Below are 16,414 nucleotides of genomic sequence, written 5' to 3'. Positions count from 1 at the left end.
CTGTTTGTGGATGAAAGTGTAAAGAGAGTTCAACGTAAGAGAGGATGAAGAGGTATGTATATATGAAAGACAGGAAGAACAGACTGCTCAAAGGGGCGGCTTTACTGGTTCTGGTCATGTTCGCTGCCGCCTGCAACCGCATGGACGGGCGATACGAGAAGTTTGATGAAGATGCGCCGATGCCGAAAGAACTGCATCCGGCGGTCGAGGAGCATAAAAATATTCTGCTCGACCGGGCGGCGGAAAGGAACATAGATGCTGTCATTACAGAAGGGTTCCGTTCTGTCAGTCAGCAGGATGAACTGTATGAACAGGGACGCGTTTCAGAAGGTGAGATAGTTACGCGGTCCAGAGGCGGAGAATCCTATCACAACTATGGACTTGCCGTCGACTTTGCACTGAGGGATGACGAGGGGGAAATCATCTGGGATACGGCATATGATGGCAACGGTAACGGGCAGGCTGACTGGGTTGAAGTCGCAGATATTGCCAAATCGCTCGGGTTTGAATGGGGCGGGGACTGGGAGGATTTTCCCGACTATCCCCATCTGCAGATGGACTTCGGTCTCAGCATAGATGAACTTCAAAAAGGATGGCGGACTGCGGAGGACGCCGGATGAATGAAAATTCCCCGGATACGGGGGAAATATCTTCCGTATCCGGGGAATCGGTATGTCGAATTGTGACCATTACTTGATGCCGTAGAATTTCTCGGCTTTTTCCAGGAACGGTTCGTCTTCGGGTGTCATTTCATACTCTTCCACGATCGCATCCACCGGACATGCTGTTACGCATGCACCGCAGTCGATGCAGATTTCCGGGTCAATGTAGAATTGGTCCGGACCTTCTTCTATGCAATCTACAGGACAAACTTCAACGCAATCTCCGGATTTTTCCTCCATGCACGGTTGAAGAATTACATATGCCATAGTAATTACCTCCTAATTATGAATATCATAAGCGCTCTGCCCTTAATCAATTGATATATTTAAATGGTAAGCTAAATTCAATGATAGGTCAAATGGGACTTGTTTGTAATGGGTACTGAGTATGAGTTTGAGGCTGTATCCGGAAGGTAATTGATTTCAGGAGCGGGTGAATTTCTGTATAATGACCTTAATCTCGATTTTAATGTTAGGGTGAGAAAGTGAAAAAGAAAATAGTGTGGATAGGTCCGGCGGTTGTGGCGCTCGGCGCAGCGGTGTTCCTGGTACTGAATTCCGGTCTCCTGCAGAAATCTGAAGATGAAACACTGGACAGCTTCACTGCTGCCTATGAGGCGCAGGATTTTGACGGGATGTACGGATATGTCAGTAACGGGGCAAAAGATTCATACCCGGAGGAGGAAGTGGTGAACCGGAGTGCGCAGGTTTTTGAAAGCCTTGGCGTCGAGCAGGTGACACTGGATAACCTCAGTGAATCCGAAGCGGATTCCTCTGACGATACCAAAAAATATGCCGGCGAACTGACGATGGAGACGGCATATGGTGAATTGAAGCGGGAGTATGAAATTCTGCTTTCGTATGATGATGAAGCGGACGACTGGTTTGTAGAATGGACTCCGGACATGATCATACCAGGTCTTGCGGATAATGAGCTCAACGTAGAACCATTGAATGGGGAACGCGGTGAAATCCTTGATAAGGACGGTGAAGAACTTGCATTCAATGGTGTGAAGGAAACGGTAGGCTACACTGCCGGTTCAACAAACGAAGAGGATATCCTCTCACTGGCCGGTGAGCTTGAGATGAGTGAAGAAAGCCTGGAGAGCCTGTTTGACCAGAAGTGGATCAGTGACGGCATGTTTGTGCCGATCAAGGACGCACACAGGTTCACTGAAGAGGAAAAGCAGAAATTCAGCGATAACGGACTTTCAGTCACAGAATCACCGGCTCGTGAATACGCACTGGATAACGCAACATACCACCTCCTTGGCCATGTCGGGGAAGTGACGCAGGAGGAAATGGAGGAAGGTGAAGATTATCAGTCCGGAGACATCATCGGCAAACGCGGCATTGAAAAACTCTATGAAGAGAAACTCAGGCCAAAACGCGGATACAATATTTCAATCGTTGATGGGAACGGCGAAGAAGTGGAAAATCTGTTCTCCAAAGAACCTGAAGACGGTGAGGATGTTGAACTGACAATCGACAGGGAAATCCAGCAGGCAATCTACTCGAATCTCGAGGATGATTCAGGGGCAAGTGTCGCCATGGATCCTTCAAACGGTGATATGCTCGCAACGGTGAGCTATCCAAGTCCAAGCCCCTACGACTTCATGTTCGGCATTTCACAGTCCGACTATGATGCCCTCAATGAAGACGAGGATAACCCGCTGCTTAACAAGTTCAACCGGGCCACGTCCCCCGGATCGACCCAGAAGATGCTGACATCCATAATTGCGATGAACTCAGATGGCTTTGACAAGGATGCAACACGGACCATCACCGGAAAGGGATGGCAGAAAGACGGTTCCTGGGGGGGCTATCAGGTCAACCGCTACCACGAAATTGACGGCGAATTTGATCTTAAACGGGCACTGACCTACTCTGACAATATCTACATGGCCCAGACAGCACTTGAGCTCGGAGCCGAAACATTCATCCAGGGCATGGAAGATCTCGGCATCGGACATGTCTATGATACAGACTATCCGATCTACACAAGCCAGGTGGCGAACGAAGAGACGATCGAAAGTGACATCCAGCTGGCAGATACAGCGTACGGGCAGGGACAGCTGATGATTTCACCGATACAGATTACTTCCATATACAGTGCCATCATCAACGGCGGTGATGTGTACATGCCCCACATCCTGAAGGAATCTGAAGATGAAGTGCAGATCGAAGGCATTTCCAGCCAGGAAAACCTGGACTATCTGGAACAGGCGATGAGGGCGGTGGTTACGGAAAACCACCCGGATGATACAGAGCGGGATTACGCAGAGTTTGCAGGGAAAACGGGTACCAGCGAGAACAAAGTCTCCCAGGAGTCAAGGGGTTCTGAAACCGGATGGTTCATCGGTTACGACCAGGGAGAGAAAGACATGATGATGAGCCTCTATGTGGAGAATGTTGAAGATCGCGGCATGAGTGAATACACTGCAGGGAAATTTGCAGAAATTCACGATGACCTGAATGAAGAATAGGAAGCAGGACCGGCCGGTTTTCGGCCGGTCTTTTTTATGAAGAAGTATATACAGGTTTGGGGTTGTCATTTTTTAAATATAGGATTCATTGTTCATATGTGTGTAATTATACCAATGAAAACGTTTTATTTTATAGAAAAAAGAGAATAATAGGAGATATTAGGTGGATTTTTATACTATATTCTGTATAATTAAAAGCATTATCTTTAGCAATAGGAGTGAAATGGATGAATCGTGATATTTTAAAAGAATGTAAACGCGTCGTCATTAAAATTGGTACGAATTCCATAATGAAATCCCCGACAAAGGTGGACTACCACAAGATTGACCGTCTTGCTTTCGTCTGTTCATCTTTGCAGCAGCAGGGAAAAGAAGTCGTATTGGTATCTTCCGGAGCGGTCGGTGTGGGGGCGAGCACACTCAAAATGGATAAGTATCCGAGTGCGGTTGCTGAACAGCAGGCACTTGCCTCCGTCGGCCAGAGTGCTTTGATGAATCTTTACAGCCGTTTTTTCCAGCACTATGAACAATATGTCGGCCAGATACTCATGACGCGGGATATCATCAACTACCCCAACTCTTATGCTAATTGTAACACATCCATCAATTCGCTTTTGAACAAGGATATAATACCTATCATCAATGAAAATGATGCGGTTTCCGTGGATGAATCAGGACACTGCACAAAATTCGGAGAGAACGATACGCTGGCTGCGGTAGTGGCTGAACTGGTGGATGCGGACCTTCTCATCATCATGAGTGATGTGGATGGACTGTATGATTCCAATCCTCATACGAATCCGGAAGCGGAACTTATTTCATATGTCGGTGAAATCGATACCGATATACTGTCCATGGCAGGCGGTGCAGGCTCCGTGTTCTCAACCGGGGGGATGGAGACGAAACTGAGGGCGGCCCAGAAGATGATGTCGATCAACAAGTCCATGATCATTACTTCAGCAAAAAATCCGAACATCATATTCGATATTCTGAACGGCCAGGATGCGGGGACTTTATTCAAAAAGAACGAAGCTGAACTACAGATACAGGGGGATGAATGAATCATATGACTGAAAATGTACTGACGGGAGAAGCTATAATTGAAAACTTGGGAACGAAGGCGAAACATGCGGCGAAAGTGCTGAGAAAACTCTCCGCCAAGGAGAAGGACGCGGCGCTTGAAGCGATGATCGGAGGTTTGGAGAATCATGCTGGAAAGATTCTTGAAGCCAACAGCAAAGATATCGAAAACGGAAAAAAGAACGGCCTGGGCGATGCGCTGGTTGAAAGGCTGACTCTCAATGAAGAACGTCTGGCAGGCATGCAGGACGGGCTCAGGCAGATGACGGAACTCACCGATCCGACGACCCAGAACGAAGGGCAGTGGATCAATGAACAAGGGCTCAAGATCGGTAAGGTGCGCGTGCCGCTCGGTGTGATCGGCATCATCTATGAATCACGCCCCAACGTCACAGTGGATGCTTCGGGACTGTGCCTGAAGGCGGGAAATGCTGTGATACTGCGCGGCGGGAAGGAAGCGATGAACAGTAACAGGGCGATTGTTGAAGCACTGCAGGAAGGATTGTCCGGCACTGCTGTGCCGAAAGAAAGTGTACAGCTGATCACGGACCCTTCAAGGGAACTCGCGGCGGAATTCATGCAGGCGAATGAGTATGTGGACTGCCTCATTCCGAGAGGGGGCGCCGGACTCATCCAGACCGTGCTGAAACAGGCCACCGTGCCGGTGATAGAGACAGGGACAGGGAATTGTCATCTGTATATTCATGAGTCTGCAGATCCGGAGATGGCGAAATCACTGCTCATAAATGCGAAGACTCACAGAGTGTCCGTGTGCAATGCGCTGGAGACACTGCTCATTGATGACAGTATTGCAGAGAAGGAACTGCCTGCACTCGGAGAGGCATTGCTTGAAGCCGGTGTCGCGATTCACGGTGATGAAAAGACATGCAGCCTGATTTCTGAAGCCGTGCCCGCAACAGAGGCGGATTACAGCGAAGAGTATCTGGGGTATGAGATTGCCGTGAAAGTCGTCGACGGCTATGAGGCGGCGATCGACCATATCGACGGATATTCCACAGGTCATTCGGATGTAATCGCCGCAACCGATTATCAGACCATCCAGAATTTCCTGAATGAAGTCGATTCCGCAGCAGTCTATGCCAACGCCTCCACACGATTTACCGATGGAGAGATGTTCGGATTCGGCGGGGAGATAGGTATAAGCACACAGAAACTTCACGCCAGGGGTCCGATGGGACTCGAGGCGCTCACAAGCTATAAATATGTAGTCGAAGGCTCGGGACAGATAAGGGAATAGGGCAGCACCTGCGGCAGAACGGAGGCCGTCAACGCTCTTTGCCGGCCTCCGTTTCCAGGGAATCCCGCATAACACAAAGAACCTCCCGGGCAAAATGCCCGGGAGGTTCTTCAATCCAACGAAAACTTAATTATTATTAGAGTTTTACGATGTTGGCAGCTTGTGGTCCGCGCTGACCTTCTTCGATGTTGAATTCTACCGCTTGACCTTCGTCAAGTGTTTTGTAGCCTTCGCCTTCGATGTTGGAGAAGTGTGCGAATACGTCGTCTCCGCCTTCAACTTCGATGAAGCCGTAACCTTTTTCTGCGTTGAACCATTTAACTGTACCTTGTGTCATGAATGATGACCTCCAAAAATTATTAATAATAATCCTAAATACGCTGGAATAAAAAAATCCACACATTACAAAAAGTACCGTCTAGTCACGATTACTCTTTGTAACATGTGAATTAGATATTGCTGTACTTAAAAATCTTATTAAGGACACTATACATCACATTCATACAAATGTCCACTGTAAAAGTGAAAAAATATAATGCCGGCACTCTGGAGGGAATGCCGGCCATCATTACTTCTTGTTCACTGATGCGTCGTATATCGTATCGACAGCATCCTTCAGTGCCTTGTTGAACTCTTCATCGGACTGGTTTGCATTGAGGTCTGATGCGAGTGCGCGGGAGAAGCTCGCGATGAGGCCTTCGTTCTCTTTCAGCTTTTCGTTGGCCTCCTCGCGGGAATATCCGCCGGAGAGGGCGACGACTCTGACGACGCGCGGATGATCGATGAGCGGCTTGTAGAGGTTCGCCACGGTCGGGATTGAAAGTTTCAGCATCACGTTCTGATCTTCAGGAAGCTGGTCAAGATGCTTTTGGATTTCATTTTTAAGGATTTCCTCTGATTTGTCCTTATTGTCGCTGTAGACGTTCACTTCAGGTTCAATGATCGGAACGAGTCCTGCGGCAATGATCTGTTTGCCGACTTCAAACTGCTGGTCCACTACTTCCCTGATGCCCTGTTCATTCGGTTCCAGAATATTTGAGCGCATCTTAGTACCGAAGACGCCGCGCTCATTTGCACGCTCGAGCAGGCTGTCAAGGTCTGGAATCGGCTTCATCAGCTGGACGCCGTTTGCTTCATCAGCAAGTCCCTTATCAACTTTGAGGAAAGGAACGATGCCTTTACCGGCTAAATAATCAGCGGTATATTTTCCCTCGATCTTCCTGTCCATCGTCTGTTCGAACAGGATGGCACCCAAAATCTGATCGGCATTGAACGAAGGGGATGTGATGATGCGCGTACGCATGTCATGGACAAGGTCGAACATCTCATCTTCACCGGAGTATGAGTCTTCCATTATGCCGTAGGCTTTCAGCGCCTTTGGTGTACTGCCGCCACTCTGATCCAGTGCAGCAATGAAACCGTTGCCGTTTTTCACTTTATCAAACTGTTCCTGGTTCATAAATTCCACTCCTTATTCTTTTCAGATACTTTGTACATTTCCCTTGAGGCTTGAGTGACTGACAACAAGCGATTCTACTCTAATTCTGTAACAGAATCGTCTGACAGTCAACTTATTCCCTTTTTGTCCTGAGGCCGAACAACTCGACGAAATGAGCCGCCTATCTGCACGATATATTGGTGTGAATTTACATTTTAAGGGTATGTGAATAAAGACTGGACAGATACAGGGGGATGGATGATGAAAATTGTGCTTAAAGTATTTTTGGGTTTTGTTGTCCTTATTGTTGCTGTCGCCATCGCAGTGTTCGGCATGCGTATATACAACACACAGAAATACGATTTGTCCGGAGAAATGCCGAATTATCATGATCTGTCGGATTATCCGGATTCATTCACAGGAGGGACCATAGAATATTTCGAGTCGGGCGGGGCGGCGGGTTTCCATCTGTTGCCCGATACGCCTGTTGCAACTGAGCCCATTGCCGTATTTGGAGGTTCCGAGGGCAGCAGTAATTTTGATATGGCACTGCAGCTTGCAGAGGAAGGCTATGAAGTGTATTCACTGTTCTTCTTTGGGGCACCGAACCAGAATGAAGAGCTCTCTCAAGTACCGTTGGAATTTTTCGGTGACTTTCTGAAACATGCAGAACTTGAAGGTGAAGAGGTCACTGTAATCGGTGCATCCAAAGGCGCGGAACTTGGGCTCGTGCTGACTAACTATTATGATGAAATCAGCAACCTGGTACTGTATGCACCGAGCAGCTATGTATTCCAGGGCCTCAGTTTCGGCCGGGAGTCCCATTCTTCCTGGACATGGGATGACGAGGATCTGCCTTACATCAGTCTGCAGCAGTCGGATTTCTGGGCATTCGCAAGAACGATTTTCGATTCGATTGTACTGAACCCGGTGAAATACAGGGAAACCTATGTTTCTGCAGTCGAAACAAATGATAACAGCGAAGCTAAGCGTATCGATACATCAAACTTCGGTGGAACCGCCCTTTTGATTGCCGGAGGGGACGACGCGATGTGGCAGAGTGAAACTGCAGCGAAAGAGATAGGAGAAGCACTGGGCGAGCGGGCAGAGATGGATATATACCCTGAGGCGGGGCATCTGTTTGGTGCGCCTCCCGCAGTTGGCGGTCTTGCAGTTGGCGGTACAATCGACTCCAATGAGGCGGCGAAGGACGAGAGCGACCGTCGTCTCCTGCAATTTCTGGAAGAGCATGTGACGGACTGAACAGTGGGATTAAGAGAAAACCGGGTGCAAACCCCGGTTTTTAAATTGGCTAAATTTTTAAATAAAGGTTGTAAAACGCTTACACATATCCTATACTTTAGTGAACCGGTTTACTAAACCGGTTTAGTGAAAGGTGTGAGGTTATCGTATGAAAAGAGTGACCATCAACGATGTCGCACAGGCTGCACATGTTTCGAAGACCACGGTGTCCCATTATCTGAACGGCCGTTATACAGCGATGGGCGAGGATACAAAGAAGAGGATATCGCGTGCCGTCCGGGACTTGAACTATCAGCCGAATGTCGTGGCAAAAAGCCTGAAAGATAAAAAAACGATGACCATCGGTATCATCGTCGCCAACATATTACATAGTTTTTCCACACAGATCATCCGGGCGATAGAGGATTATGCACGGCGCGTAAACTATCATGTCATCGTCTGCAATGCGGATAACGATCCGCATAAGGAGGAAGATTATATCAGGATGCTGCGGGCGAAGCAGGTAGATGGCATAGTAGTCATCCCGACCGAGGGGAATGCCGGTTTGTTCACCGGGCTCGCAGCAGACGGTTACCCTACAGTATTCGTTGACCGGATCATTGGAGGTGCCCCCGTACCATCATTCATGCTCGATAACGAAACAGCGGTCCGTGTGGCATTCAGCCACCTTACCGCGAAAGGGCACAGTGCCATCGGTTTTGTGTCGCAGCCGCTTTGTGGAATAACACCGAGGCATGAGCGGCTGGATGAGTACAGGCGTCTGTGCGGGAAGAATGACATGGAAACTTTTGAAATCATCGGAAAACTCGATGCGATGGAAGACTGTATAAGCCGTCTGACAAGTGAGGGAAAACTGCCCGGTGCATTGATCGTGTCGAATGATCTGGCGCTGTTTGAAGTGCTGAAGGCGCTGAAGTACCTTGGGCTTATCATCCCGGATGATGTTTCCATCATCACCATAGATGATATTGGATTCGCTGAATTCTTCAATCCGGCAATCACAGTCGTGGCCCAGCCGGCATTCAGCATAGGCACAGAGGCGGCGCGGTCTTTGTTCGATATCATCAACGGAGAAGAGCGTCCGGTTAAAACCCGCAGGTTCACGCCTGAATTGATAATAAGGGAGTCGGTGAAGGATTATGCAAATGAATGAAATTTTGAAAACGGTATCTGAAGAGGTTGGAAAGGTGTGCAGTTCTGTGGATGAGATGGAGCTTGAAGCACTCGGTACAAAAATCGAAGAAGCGGACAGTATCTATATATACGGCAACGGCCGGAGCGGCCTGGTGGGCAGGATGACCGCGATGCGGCTGATGCACAGCGGCTACAGAGTTTACGTGATCGGAGAAACGACGACACCCGCTTTCCGGGAAGGAGATCTGCTTCTCATTCTGAGCGGTTCAGGCAAAGGACACTCGGTCAGGACGATGACGGAGAAGGCAAAAAGGCTGGGCGGCAACACAGCACTTGTCACTGCATCAGACGACAAGGAACTCCGTGAAACGTTCGATGCGGTGCTGTCCATCGATGCCAGCACCAAACACAATGACATCCCGACAATCCAGCCTCTTGGCAATCAGTTTGACCAGTCCATGCATCTCATACTGGATGGTCTGATCATCCATCTCAACAAAAAGGCAGTCAAAGACGACCGGGAAATAAAAGCGAAACATTTCAATCTGGAGTAGAGGAGTACTATTTATGAAAAAATTTTTTCTGATCCTGCTTGCAGCAGTGACAAGTATGACCCTTGTATCCTGTTCCGATGTAAAGAATATCGAGGAAGGGACAAAGGAGGAACCGATCAAGATCATAGCGGCACACAACCAGACCTCGAGTGAAAGTCCCTACCAGGCGGGTCTGCTGAAGTTCAAGGAAGTGGCTGAGGAGGAGTCCGGCGGCCGGATAGAAGTTGAGGTCCATGCCGGCACCATCGGTACAGAGGAGCCGGAACTCGTGCAGAAGCTAGTGGTCGGGGCGGCGGATGTCGTACTGGTGTCACCGGGCTTCATGACCCGGACGGACATACCGGAATTTGATTTCTTCGCACTGCATTATCTGTTCGAAAGCTATGAGCACTGGGAGCAGGTGTTGGACGGTGAGATCGGTGAGGAATTTGCGGAGACGGTGAATGAGAAGTCGGACAATGACTTCAAGATGCTCGGCTACTGGTCAGCCGGCGCAAGGCACTATTACGGTAAAAAACCGATAGAGGACATGTCGGACCTGAACGGGATGACCATCAGGACACAGACATCCGGCGTCGTATCCGATTTCTGGGAGCAGACCGGGGCGATTCCGACATCCGTTTCATGGGGTGAACTCTATCAGGCACTTCAGCAGAATGTCGTGGACTCCTCTGAGAACTCATATCCATACTTCGTACAGCAGAACCATCACACGACAAAGAACGGCAAATACATCACCGAGACCGCACACGATTATACGACCAGATTCCTGCTTGCCAACGGCAACAGATTCGACGAATATCCCGAAGAAATACAGGATATACTGATGCAGGCAGCAGAATCATCCGTTGAAGCGGAGAGGGAAGCGGTGCTTGCACAGGATGAGGAGTATAAGGAAATCGCCATTGATGCCGGTGCGGAAGTGAACCAGATGGATACTTCTGAGATGGAGGAAGTGGCAAAACCGATCCAGGACGAGCTTGCCGAAGATCTGGATATGACTGAAACACTGGAAAAAATCAGAAGCTTGAGGGAAGAACAATGAGAGCTCCGGAGGTGGAAGAATGAACAGACTGATAAAGACGACAGAAAAGATACAGATTACTGCAGGGATCCTGTTCCTGGTAATCTTTTTCCTTGCCACACTGCTGCAGATCATCACCCGTTATATGGGCATGTCGGTTTTGTGGACGGAGGAACTCGCAAATAACGCATTCATCTGGGCCATCTTCATGGGAGCGGCAGTCATGGTGAAGCATAAGGAGCATTTTACATTTGATTTCCTCCAGATGAAGCTGGGCCAAAAGAACAGATTATATCTGAAAATATTCATCGATGTACTTCTTGTCGCATTCAATGTACTGGTCACACTATACGGTTTCCAGCTGCTGGAGCATTTCTGGAACTATACATGGGAAACGGTGCCGGCGTTCAAGATGGGCTTTATCTGGCTGGCTGTGCCGGTGATGTCGGTGACGATGATTCTGTATTCCGTGGATCATATTGCGGATTCGATCGGGAAACTCAGGGAAATGAATGGAAAGGAGGTCGGTAACTGATGGGTTATCTTCTGGTTCTGCTGTTTATCATACTGCTTGTCATTGGCGTACCGATTGCATTCGTCATCGGGATTGTTGCTTTGCTCGGCATGATGACGATCCCTGACATACCGGGAGTGATCATTCCGATGAAGATGGTCAACGGGCTGGATTCGTTCGTCCTGCTCGCCGTGCCGTTGTTCATACTGGCTGCAAACCTGATGAACTCCGGTAAGATCTCCGAAAAGATGATCGACCTGGCGCTTGCCATCGTCGGACCGTTGAAAGGCGGTCTTGCCCAGGCGAACGTGCTGGTGTCCATGATTTTTGCCGGTGTGTCCGGTGCCTCGCAGGCGGATACCGCCGGCACCGGAAAAGTGCTGATTCCGAGCATGCTGAAAAACGGCTACGACAGGGAGACGGCTGTCGGTGTCACTGCAGCCTCCTCCACAATCGGTGTCGTCATCCCGCCAAGCATCCCGATGATCATCTTTGCCGGTGTTGCCAACGCATCCGTCGGCACGCTTTTCCTGGGTGGAATCATACCCGGTATACTGATCGGCCTCGGCATGATGATATTCATATATTTCCTGTCAGTGAAAAAGGGATATCCGACTTTCAAAAAGGTACACCTGAAGGAGATGGGGAAGAAGCTCCTGGACGCTTTCCCGGCGCTTCTGACAATCATCATCATTATCGGGGGGATCATGACCGGGCTGTTCACCGCCACGGAATCGGCAGCAATCGCTTCGGTGTATACGCTTCTGATCAGCATGTTCTACTATAAGACGCTCAAGGTGAGGGACCTGCCGAAGATCATCTTTGATACGCTGTCTCTCAGTGCATTATCCCTGTTCGCCCTGGCAACAGCCAGTGCACTCGGTGAGCTGCTGAGCTATTACCAGCTCGCGACACTTGCACAGACATTCTTTACTGAAAATATCTCGATGAAATGGGTATTCCTTCTGCTGATCATCGGTTTCTTCCTGATCATCGGAACGTTCATGGATGCGATACCTGCAATGATCCTGTTCGTGCCCATCATACTGCCGGCATCCGAAGCATTCGGCATCGATCCGGTGCATCTCGGGCTCATTGTCATAATCACGCTCGCCGTGGGTCTCGCGACACCGCCATACGGATTATGCCTGCTCATTGCCAGCAAGATCGGCGGCTTGTCCATTGAACGCTCGTTTACGGCAGTCATCCCGTATCTTCTCATCATCGTTGCAGTACTGCTCTTGATAGCATTTGTACCGGGGCTTGTGTTCATCATACCTGATATGATGGCAGGGGGTGCAGAATAAATGGAAAAAGCATTTGAATATCTCAATCAATATATTGAAGACGGCAGCATCATCGGGATGGGATCCGGCACGACTATAGAAAAATATATCCCGGTGATGAAAGATCACATTGATAGGCAGAATCTGTCAGTGGAGTTTTTATCCACCTCGCTAAAAACCGAAAAAGCGCTGCAGAACCTGGGTCTCACCGTCATCCATGATGCAGAGAGGGTGGACGCCGCAATTGACGGAGCAGACCAGTTCACAGGAAACTGCCTCGCAGTAAAGGGAGGCGGAGGATCGCTCATGCGCGAAAAGCAGGTGGACTACTTTGCCGGGAGGCTCATCCTCGTTGCACACGAGCGTAAAAAAGTGGAGGACTTTGGCGGAGTTGAGATTCCGGTTGAGATTAACCAGTACCTCTACAGGATGACAGGTAGGCTCCTCGAAGCAACCGGTGCTGCGACACAAATGAGAATGGCCGGAGGGGGGCTGTTCGTCACTGACAATGGGAATTACATCGTAGACTGCACTTACAGAACGGTCGATGATCCAGGTGAGCTGCACCAGGAACTGGTGAACATCCCGGGAGTTGTCGAAACGGGCATATTCGACAGGCATATCAAAGAGATCGTCTCGTTCAATGAACAGGGCTTTAAAACGTATGACTGATCAGAAAGAGGAGAGGAATTTATGAAGCTTCAGATCGCACTCGACAGGTTGACGTATGAAGAATGCTTCCGGATACTTGCCCAGGTGGGTGGATCGGTGGATATCATCGAGGTCGGCACCGGTATCATCAAGGAATACGGGCTCGGCATCGTCAGGGATGTAAAAGAGAGGTACCCCCGGAAATCGGTGCTGGCCGATGTCAAAATATGTGACGCCGGAAAGAGTGAAAGCGAGACGGCATTCGATTACGGGGCGGATATCATCACTGTCATGTCTTTCGCCGACATGAACACTATAGGCGCCTGTGTGGAGGCTGCTGAGGCAAGGCAGAAAGAAGTTGTGGTCGATCTTCTGAACAATAAAGATCCGGACGTCTTCGATCAGCTCGAATCTATCGGCGTCAGCTCTGTCAGTGCGCATATCGGCAAAGATCAGCAGTCGGGAGGCGCGGGTCACAATCCATTCTTTCAAGAACTTACAGACCGCTACTTCAAAGTGTATGTCGCCGGGGGCATCGATGAAACCAATCTGGACCGCTATCTGAACCTGAATCCTGCAGTGGTCATCGTCGGAAGCGGCATCACCAAAGCGGAAGATAAAAAGGAAAAAGCGGGTTTGATTAAAAAATCATTGGGTAAATATAATTGAAACTGCACTAAAGGACAGTTATACCGGGGGATGAGCATGAGAATGTTTGTCCTCTTTTTTAATTCAAATGGAGTGTGAGGGACAATGACTAAAATATACGCGCACAGAGGTGCCATGGGCACCCATCCTGAAAACACGATGCTGGCTTTTAAGGAAGCACTTGATGCGGGAGTGGATGGTCTGGAGGTTGATGTGCACATGACATCGGATGGCCATCTCGTGGTCATCCACGATGAATATGTTGAGGAGAAGACTGATGGCCGCGGCATGATCAGGGATATGACACTCGCGGAGATACGGACTCTGAGCGCGGGAGTCAGATATCAGGATTTTGAAGCCTATGAGGGAGCGTGGGACAAAGAGACTGTGCCGACACTTGAGGAAGTGATGGACCTTGCGGATCATCACGACATAGAGCTCAACATTGAACTCAAAACAGACAAGGTCCTGTATGAGGGCATCGAAGAGAAAGTGGATGCGATGGTCAGCGCCTATTCGATTGAACACAAGGTGATCTATTCCTCGTTCCATCTTCCGACACTGATCCGCATGAAGACGATCAATCCGAATGCCAGGGTTGCATGGCTCAGCAAAAAGGTTCCGGGTATCATCTATGACTATATCAATACGCTGAGACTCGATGCACTCCATCTGTCATACAAAGCGGTGCTGAAAAAAGTGGAACGGATCAACCGTACTGAAGATAAAGTGCGCGTCTGGACGGTAAACGACACCGGGAGTGCAAAACAATTTTTCGAACTCGGTGTCGAAGCCATCATGACGGATTTCCCGCGGCAGATGATCCGGGTGCGGGAGGAATATGAGGCGGCAGAAACGGGAACAGAGGAATGACACTCGCAAAGGGGTGGTTGTGTGGAAGGCGAAGTATTGATTGTGGGCGCGGGTCCGACAGGGCTGGCGATGGCAGTCGGACTGGAGCAGAAAGGTATACCGTTCAGGATCATCGATAAGGCAGTCGGGCCCGGTGAGGAATCGAGGGCCATGGTGGTCCATGCGAGGACACTTGAACTGTATGACCAGTTCGGCCTGGCAGGTGAAATGATCGATAAGGGAATCATTGCCGATAACGTTGCGATTTTCAATGACGGCAGGAAACGGGGGAATATCCCTTTCGATAATATCGGAAAAGGGCTGAGCCCTTTTCCCTTCGTGCTGAGTCTGCCCCAGGATGTGCATGAACGTATCGTCATCCACTACCTGCAAACGAAAAATATTGAAGTCGAATGGAACCGTGAGCTCCTCCATTATGAAGAAACAGACAGCAGTGTCAAAGCTGTCATATCAGTTGGTGATGAAAGAGAGATGGCTGAATACAGTTATCTGTGCGGCTGCGACGGCCCGGGAAGCTCTGTCCGGAAACAGATGGGTTATGACTTTCCGGGAGGCACATACGAAGAGGTGTTCTTCGTAGCTGATGTGATGAGCAACAGCGAGGCCGACGGTGTGCAGGTCCATATGTCAAAAGAGGGATTTGCTCTTGTTCTGCCGGTAAGGACATCCGGGTCGCTGCGTATCATCGGCCTCGTTCCCGGGCAGGCCGGCCAAAGAAAAGAAGATGCCTGTTACGGAGATGTCAGTGACTATGTTGAAAATCATGCAGGGATAGAGACGCAAACAATCAACTGGTTTTCAACCTACAAAGTGCATCACAGGGTCAGCGAACATTTCAGGAGGGGACGGGTCTTCATCGGTGGTGATGCGGCACATATCCACAGTCCGGCAGGCGGACAGGGGATGAATACGGGCATCGGGGATGCGATGAACCTGTCATGGAAACTGGCCGAAGTGATCGAAGGGGGGATGGATGCGGAAATTCTTGACTCCTATGAACAGGAAAGGATTCCGTTTGCGAGGCTTCTGGTCAGGACAACCGACCAGGTATTCAAGGGCATGATTGCTGACAATCCTGTATCGGATGCTGTAAGGGATCTGTTCATGCCGGCTATGGCACCTGCTCTCACGCGGTTCAACGCAGTCCAGCGGACGATGTTCCGCCTCGTCTCCCAGATCCATATCGATTATGAAGACAGCATGCTGTCACGCGGCAGCGCAGGGAAACTTAAAAGTGGCGACCGGCTGCCGTGGGTAAAGTATGGGGACAGTGACAACTATGTCCCGCTTGCAGGTGCGGAGTTCCATTATCAGCTGTACGGTCAGACGAGTGCATATATGCGACGGTTCATGCAAAGATCAAGTTTTGCACTGCATGAATTCAACTGGACGGCAGCCGCGAGAAAGGCGGGCATCAGTAAAAATACCGTCATGTTCATCCGGCCGGACGGCTATATTGCGATAATTGCCGATGATAACAATGTGGAACGTTTTTTCGAATATGAAAAAACCTTCATGAATGAGGATTAGTTCATTGACACAG

At 49.4% G+C, this 16,414-nt stretch carries 17 protein-coding genes; 14 read left to right on the top strand and 3 right to left on the bottom strand.

Annotation, left to right across the window (positions count from 1 at the left end; all coding sequences use genetic code 11):
• Nucleotides 1–62 precede the first annotated feature (62 nt).
• Entirely contained in the window at nucleotides 63–620 is a 558-nt protein-coding gene (locus C792_RS0111250; protein ID WP_017549554.1) for a M15 family metallopeptidase, read from the top strand.
• A gap of 69 nt (nucleotides 621–689) precedes the next feature.
• On the opposite strand, the gene C792_RS0111245 is transcribed toward C792_RS0111250, so the two are convergent.
• A complete protein-coding gene (locus C792_RS0111245; RefSeq protein WP_017549553.1) occupies nucleotides 690–929 on the bottom strand; it encodes a ferredoxin family protein in 240 nt (79 codons plus the stop codon).
• A gap of 218 nt (nucleotides 930–1,147) precedes the next feature.
• Between C792_RS0111245 and C792_RS0111240 the strand changes: the two genes are divergently transcribed.
• The 3 genes from C792_RS0111240 (at nucleotide 1,148) to C792_RS0111230 (ending at nucleotide 5,486) form a co-directional block, all read left to right on the top strand.
• Nucleotides 1,148–3,148 (top strand): penicillin-binding transpeptidase domain-containing protein, encoded by a 2,001-nt coding sequence (locus tag C792_RS0111240; RefSeq protein ID WP_017549552.1) that lies wholly within the window; start codon nucleotides 1,148–1,150, stop codon nucleotides 3,146–3,148.
• A 227-nt stretch (nucleotides 3,149–3,375) separates the two neighbouring features.
• Entirely contained in the window at nucleotides 3,376–4,209 is an 834-nt protein-coding gene (gene proB, locus C792_RS0111235) for a glutamate 5-kinase (protein WP_017549551.1), read from the top strand.
• Nucleotides 4,206–5,486, top strand: coding sequence for a glutamate-5-semialdehyde dehydrogenase (locus tag C792_RS0111230; protein ID WP_017549550.1), 1,281 nt, complete (start codon nucleotides 4,206–4,208; stop codon nucleotides 5,484–5,486). The genes proB and C792_RS0111230 overlap by 4 nt, the downstream gene beginning before the upstream one ends.
• Before the next feature lie 136 nt (nucleotides 5,487–5,622).
• On the opposite strand, the gene C792_RS0111225 is transcribed toward C792_RS0111230, so the two are convergent.
• Both C792_RS0111225 and C792_RS0111220 read right to left on the bottom strand, forming a co-directional pair.
• Nucleotides 5,623–5,823, bottom strand: coding sequence for a cold-shock protein (locus C792_RS0111225; protein WP_017549549.1), 201 nt, complete (start codon nucleotides 5,821–5,823; stop codon nucleotides 5,623–5,625).
• A gap of 231 nt (nucleotides 5,824–6,054) precedes the next feature.
• Entirely contained in the window at nucleotides 6,055–6,945 is an 891-nt protein-coding gene (locus C792_RS0111220; protein ID WP_017549548.1) for a fructose bisphosphate aldolase, read from the bottom strand.
• Between the two features lie 240 nt (nucleotides 6,946–7,185).
• Here C792_RS0111220 and C792_RS0111215 point away from each other — a divergent pair, with 240 nt between their 5' ends.
• The 10 genes from C792_RS0111215 to C792_RS0111170 all read left to right on the top strand — a co-directional run bounded on the left by C792_RS0111215 (nucleotide 7,186) and on the right by C792_RS0111170 (nucleotide 16,401).
• Nucleotides 7,186–8,187 (top strand): acyl-CoA thioester hydrolase/BAAT C-terminal domain-containing protein, encoded by a 1,002-nt coding sequence (locus tag C792_RS0111215; RefSeq protein WP_017549547.1) that lies wholly within the window; start codon nucleotides 7,186–7,188, stop codon nucleotides 8,185–8,187.
• 148 nt (nucleotides 8,188–8,335) lie between these two features.
• A complete protein-coding gene (locus tag C792_RS0111210) occupies nucleotides 8,336–9,340 on the top strand; it encodes a substrate-binding domain-containing protein (RefSeq protein ID WP_017549546.1) in 1,005 nt (334 codons plus the stop codon).
• Nucleotides 9,333–9,875 (top strand): 6-phospho-3-hexuloisomerase, encoded by a 543-nt coding sequence (hxlB, locus tag C792_RS0111205; RefSeq protein ID WP_017549545.1) that lies wholly within the window; start codon nucleotides 9,333–9,335, stop codon nucleotides 9,873–9,875. Before C792_RS0111210 ends, hxlB begins: the two co-directional genes overlap by 8 nt.
• Nucleotides 9,876–9,888: 13 nt before the next feature.
• Nucleotides 9,889–10,920, top strand: coding sequence for a TRAP transporter substrate-binding protein (locus C792_RS0111200; protein ID WP_017549544.1), 1,032 nt, complete (start codon nucleotides 9,889–9,891; stop codon nucleotides 10,918–10,920).
• A 19-nt stretch (nucleotides 10,921–10,939) separates the two neighbouring features.
• Nucleotides 10,940–11,434, top strand: a complete 495-nt coding sequence (locus C792_RS0111195) for a TRAP transporter small permease (RefSeq protein ID WP_017549543.1) — start codon at nucleotides 10,940–10,942, stop codon at nucleotides 11,432–11,434.
• Entirely contained in the window at nucleotides 11,434–12,720 is a 1,287-nt protein-coding gene (locus tag C792_RS0111190) for a TRAP transporter large permease (protein WP_017549542.1), read from the top strand. The genes C792_RS0111195 and C792_RS0111190 overlap by 1 nt, the downstream gene beginning before the upstream one ends.
• Complete coding sequence (rpiA, locus tag C792_RS0111185) at nucleotides 12,721–13,371, top strand: ribose 5-phosphate isomerase A (RefSeq protein ID WP_017549541.1); 651 nt, start codon at nucleotides 12,721–12,723, stop codon at nucleotides 13,369–13,371. It begins immediately after the preceding gene.
• Between the two features lie 21 nt (nucleotides 13,372–13,392).
• Nucleotides 13,393–14,019 (top strand): 3-hexulose-6-phosphate synthase, encoded by a 627-nt coding sequence (gene hxlA, locus C792_RS0111180; protein WP_017549540.1) that lies wholly within the window; start codon nucleotides 13,393–13,395, stop codon nucleotides 14,017–14,019.
• 84 nt (nucleotides 14,020–14,103) lie between these two features.
• Complete coding sequence (locus C792_RS0111175; RefSeq protein ID WP_017549539.1) at nucleotides 14,104–14,871, top strand: glycerophosphodiester phosphodiesterase; 768 nt, start codon at nucleotides 14,104–14,106, stop codon at nucleotides 14,869–14,871.
• A gap of 21 nt (nucleotides 14,872–14,892) precedes the next feature.
• Nucleotides 14,893–16,401, top strand: a complete 1,509-nt coding sequence (locus tag C792_RS0111170) for an FAD-dependent monooxygenase (RefSeq protein ID WP_017549538.1) — start codon at nucleotides 14,893–14,895, stop codon at nucleotides 16,399–16,401.
• Nucleotides 16,402–16,414 lie beyond the last annotated feature (13 nt).

The sequence above is a fragment of the Salinicoccus carnicancri Crm genome (assembly GCF_000330705.1).
Classification (GTDB): Bacteria; Bacillota; Bacilli; order Staphylococcales; family Salinicoccaceae; genus Salinicoccus; species Salinicoccus carnicancri.
Note: the sequence above shows the minus strand (reverse complement) of the source record. Positions and strands in the feature narration are given on the sequence as shown.

Excerpts from the sequence above, each read along its gene's own strand:
- C792_RS0111215 (WP_017549547.1), top strand. The coding sequence starts at position 7,186 with ATGAAAATTGTGCTTAAAGTATTTTTGGGTTTTGTTGTCCTTATTGTT.
- C792_RS0111230 (WP_017549550.1), top strand. The coding sequence starts at position 4,206 with ATGAATCATATGACTGAAAATGTACTGACGGGAGAAGCTATAATTGAA.
- C792_RS0111210 (WP_017549546.1), top strand. The coding sequence starts at position 8,336 with ATGAAAAGAGTGACCATCAACGATGTCGCACAGGCTGCACATGTTTCG.
- hxlB (WP_017549545.1), top strand. The coding sequence starts at position 9,333 with ATGAATGAAATTTTGAAAACGGTATCTGAAGAGGTTGGAAAGGTGTGC.
- C792_RS0111225 (WP_017549549.1), bottom strand. The coding sequence starts at position 5,823 with ATGACACAAGGTACAGTTAAATGGTTCAACGCAGAAAAAGGTTACGGC.
- C792_RS0111245 (WP_017549553.1), bottom strand. The coding sequence starts at position 929 with ATGGCATATGTAATTCTTCAACCGTGCATGGAGGAAAAATCCGGAGAT.
- proB (WP_017549551.1), top strand. The coding sequence starts at position 3,376 with ATGAATCGTGATATTTTAAAAGAATGTAAACGCGTCGTCATTAAAATT.
- rpiA (WP_017549541.1), top strand. The coding sequence starts at position 12,721 with ATGGAAAAAGCATTTGAATATCTCAATCAATATATTGAAGACGGCAGC.
- C792_RS0111175 (WP_017549539.1), top strand. The coding sequence starts at position 14,104 with ATGACTAAAATATACGCGCACAGAGGTGCCATGGGCACCCATCCTGAA.
- C792_RS0111220 (WP_017549548.1), bottom strand. The coding sequence starts at position 6,945 with ATGAACCAGGAACAGTTTGATAAAGTGAAAAACGGCAACGGTTTCATT.
- C792_RS0111195 (WP_017549543.1), top strand. The coding sequence starts at position 10,940 with ATGAACAGACTGATAAAGACGACAGAAAAGATACAGATTACTGCAGGG.
- C792_RS0111200 (WP_017549544.1), top strand. The coding sequence starts at position 9,889 with ATGAAAAAATTTTTTCTGATCCTGCTTGCAGCAGTGACAAGTATGACC.
- C792_RS0111190 (WP_017549542.1), top strand. The coding sequence starts at position 11,434 with ATGGGTTATCTTCTGGTTCTGCTGTTTATCATACTGCTTGTCATTGGC.
- C792_RS0111250 (WP_017549554.1), top strand. The coding sequence starts at position 63 with ATGAAAGACAGGAAGAACAGACTGCTCAAAGGGGCGGCTTTACTGGTT.
- hxlA (WP_017549540.1), top strand. The coding sequence starts at position 13,393 with ATGAAGCTTCAGATCGCACTCGACAGGTTGACGTATGAAGAATGCTTC.